Source organism: Bradyrhizobium tropiciagri (genome assembly GCF_001189845.1).
GTDB classification, from domain to species: Bacteria; Pseudomonadota; Alphaproteobacteria; order Rhizobiales; family Xanthobacteraceae; genus Bradyrhizobium; species Bradyrhizobium tropiciagri.
The window spans coordinates 1-3131 of the sequence record NZ_LFLZ01000155.1; the positions used below are offsets into that span (position 1 = coordinate 1).

Annotated in this window: 4 protein-coding genes; 1 reads left to right on the forward strand and 3 read right to left on the reverse strand. The window is 64.4% G+C overall.

The window, feature by feature from the left end; translation table 11 throughout:
- Window positions 1–158 precede the first annotated feature (158 nt).
- Window positions 159–1364 (reverse strand): CaiB/BaiF CoA transferase family protein, encoded by a 1206-nt coding sequence (locus tag AKN84_RS44090; RefSeq protein WP_050426573.1) that lies wholly within the window; start codon window positions 1362–1364, stop codon window positions 159–161.
- A gap of 213 nt (window positions 1365–1577) precedes the next feature.
- A complete protein-coding gene (locus AKN84_RS44095; protein WP_050426574.1) occupies window positions 1578–2003 on the reverse strand; it encodes an organic hydroperoxide resistance protein in 426 nt (141 codons plus the stop codon).
- Window positions 2004–2174: 171 nt separating this feature from the next.
- Between AKN84_RS44095 and AKN84_RS44100 the strand changes: the two genes are divergently transcribed.
- A complete protein-coding gene (locus AKN84_RS44100; RefSeq protein ID WP_050426576.1) occupies window positions 2175–2636 on the forward strand; it encodes a MarR family winged helix-turn-helix transcriptional regulator in 462 nt (153 codons plus the stop codon).
- 14 nt (window positions 2637–2650) lie between these two features.
- Here the strand turns inward: AKN84_RS44100 and AKN84_RS44105 are convergent, their stop codons facing one another.
- Window positions 2651–2890, reverse strand: a complete 240-nt coding sequence (locus AKN84_RS44105; protein WP_050426575.1) for a GIY-YIG nuclease family protein — start codon at window positions 2888–2890, stop codon at window positions 2651–2653.
- Between the last annotated feature and the right edge of the window lie 241 nt (window positions 2891–3131).

Genomic DNA, 3131 nt, shown 5'->3' on the forward strand with positions numbered 1-3131 from the left:
GGGAGAGGTCGATTTTGCGGGAGCAAAATCGGGTGAGATTACGGTCGATCGAGAGGGCAAGAGCCCTCACCCGGATTGCTTCGCAATCCGACCTCTCCCCGACGGGGAGAGGTGAACCGGGACCGCGCCAAGCCGAATTCAATCAGAATTCCTCCGCTTTAGCGCTTGCGCTGGGGACCGCAGACCACGCCCTTGTCGAGGAGGCCGTTGATCTCATCCCCTGAGTAGCCGAATTCGCCGAGCACCTCCGCAGCGTGCTGGCTGAACTTCGGCGGCGTGCGGCGCAGGTTCGGCTTGGTGCGGTCGAGGCGGATCGGCGAGGCGACGCCCTTGTACCAATCCTTCTCGATGACGTCGCCGCGATGGATCGTGTGCGGGTTGGTTAGTGCCTGGTCGATCTTCTGCACCGGACCTGCCGGCAGGCCGGCGGCGAGCAGCCGGTTGCACAGCGGCTCGGCCTCATGCTGGTTGAACACCGCGGCCAGCTCGACCCGCAGCGCATCGCGGTTGGCGATGCGGTCCTTGTTGCGGGCGAAGCGCGGATCGGTGCCGAGCTCGGGCTTGCCGATCTCCTTGGCGAGCTTGCGGAAGGTGCCGTCATTGCCGACGCCGATGAAGATGTTGTCGGTCTTGGTCGGGAAGATCGCGTAAGGCACGAGATTGGGGTGCTCGTTGCCGGTCAGCGACGGCGGCTTGCCGTGCATGAAGTAGTTCGCGGTGTGCGGATGCATGATCGCAAGCCCGGTCTCGTACAGCGTGGTCTCGATGAACTGGCCGAGCCCCGAGCGCTGCCGTTCCGACAGTGCCATCAGGATGCCAATTGCGGCGTAGAGCCCGGTCGTGATGTCGACCAGCGGCACGCCGATGCGCATCGGGCCGCTCTCCGGCGAGCCGGTGGCCGCGATCATGCCGGTCATCGCCTGGATGATGGCGTCATAGCCGGGATTGCCGCCGCGCGGGCCGTCGGCGCCGAAGCCCGAGATCCGGCAATGCACGAGGCGCGGAAACTTCGCGCGCAGCACGTCGTTGCCGATGCCCCATTTGTCGAGCGTGCCGGGCTTGAAGTTCTCGATCAGCACGTCGGCGGTCTCGAGCATCTTCATCAGCACCACGCGTCCGCCTTCGGAGGCGAGGTCGAGGCCGATCGAGCGCTTGTTGCGGTTGATGCCGACGAAATAGGCCGCGTCTTCGTCGTGGAAGGGAGGGCCCCAGTCGCGCACCTCGTCGCCGGCGGGCGGCTCGACCTTGATCACGTCGGCGCCGTGGTCGGCGAGGATCTGGGTGCAATACGGGCCGCCGAGCACGCGCGTCAGATCGATCACGCGCAGTCCGGTCATCGCGCCCGTAGCCGCTGGGGTATTCATGGAAGCAACCTTCGCTCAGTTGGGTTCGAAAACGAGGGTCCCAGAGCTAACGGTCTTCGGGCGGGGCAGCAATGCTTCCGTCGGCGCAGGCCCATGCAGCAGGCGGCGCGCGCGTTCGCCAAGCGAACTGGCAAGAGCGAACTGGCATCTCGAATGCAAACAAAATAGTCCGCCACGCGGGAAGGCGTGGCGGACCATTGGCGAAGAGCCGAATTAGACGACGGTCAGCTTGACGTCGACATTGCCGCGGGTCGCGTTGGAATAGGGGCACACATGGTGGGCCTTCTCGACCAGCGCCTCGGCGTCGGCGCGGGACAGGCCGGGCAGCGAGACGGCGAGGTCGACGGCGAGGCCGAAGCCGCCTTCCGAGCGCGGGCCGATCCCGACCGTCGAGGTCACCGCGGCGTCGGCGGGAACCTTGGGGCCGCCCTGCGAGGCCACGAACTTCATGGCGCCGATGAAGCAGGCGGCATAGCCGGCCGCGAACAGCTGCTCCGGATTGTTGCCGGCGCCACCGCCGCCACCAAGCTCCTTCGGGGTGGTGAGCTTGACGTCGAGCGCGCCGTCGAGCGTTGCCGCATGGCCGTCGCGGCCGCCGGTTGCCTTGGCGCTGGTCTTGTAGAGCACGTTCACAGACATCGTGGTCTCCCTTGGTTGAGGCTTGGGTTTGAATTCGACGGTCTATGTATTGCACTCAATTGAATTGTGCGCAATATAAATTCTGCGGCCTCACATTTAATTGTCCGCAATTGAATCCGCGGTCCCGTGAGCCCAGAATGACCCGGAAACGAGATGGATTCGATGGGAATCATGGCCAGGAAACCGATGGCGGCGGATCAGGCGCTGCGGCTCGATAACCAGATCTGCTTTGCGGTCTATTCGACCGCGCACGCCTTCAACCGCGTCTACAAGCCGCTGCTCGACCGGCTCGGGCTGACCTATCCGCAGTATCTCGTGATGCTGGCGCTGTGGGAGCGGGACGACGTGCCTGTGAAGGATCTCGGCGAACGGCTGTTCCTGGATTCCGGCACGCTGACGCCGCTCTTGAAGCGGCTGGAAGCAGCCCAGCTGATCAGGCGGACCCGCAGCACCGAGGACGAGCGCGTGGTGCTGATCGCGCTGACGCCGCAGGGCCACGCGCTGCGCGAAAAAGCCAAGGCCGTCCCGCAATCGATCCTCGCGGCGTCGGACTGCACGGTCGGCGAACTGCTGGCGATGAAGGACGAAATCGTCGCGCTGCGCGACCGGTTGAATGCGGCGCTGGGGGAGTAGGGGGAGCGCGGTGGCTAGAGCCGCTTCTTGGCGAAGGCGCGGCCTGAGTGGGATTTCAGATATTTCTCGAACGCCAAGGCTTTGTATTTGTCCGGGAACGCGCAGTACCAGACGAGCTGCCAAGGTTTGAATTTTGAGGTGTGCGCGGACTTGCCGGCGTTGTGCTCGGGAATCCGTCGTTTCAGATCCTCGGTGGCACCAACGTATTCCTGATCAGGGAAGTCGATGCTGCGGATGATGTAGACGTACCACATTCGCAGCCACTGCAATGGAGGGGATCAAAGCCCTGCCTCGTCCGTCTTCGCCCTTCGGGCTACGCCGGACACCACGCTTCGCCCTTCAGGCAACTCGTGGCTGCGCCACGCGTAGCAGGGACAGCTCAGCCTATCGATCGGGAGTGGACTTAGAAAGTGGGTTGAACCAGTCCGTCTTCGCCCTTCGGGCTACGCCGGACACCACGCTTCGCCCTTCAGGCAACTCGTGGCTGCGCCACGC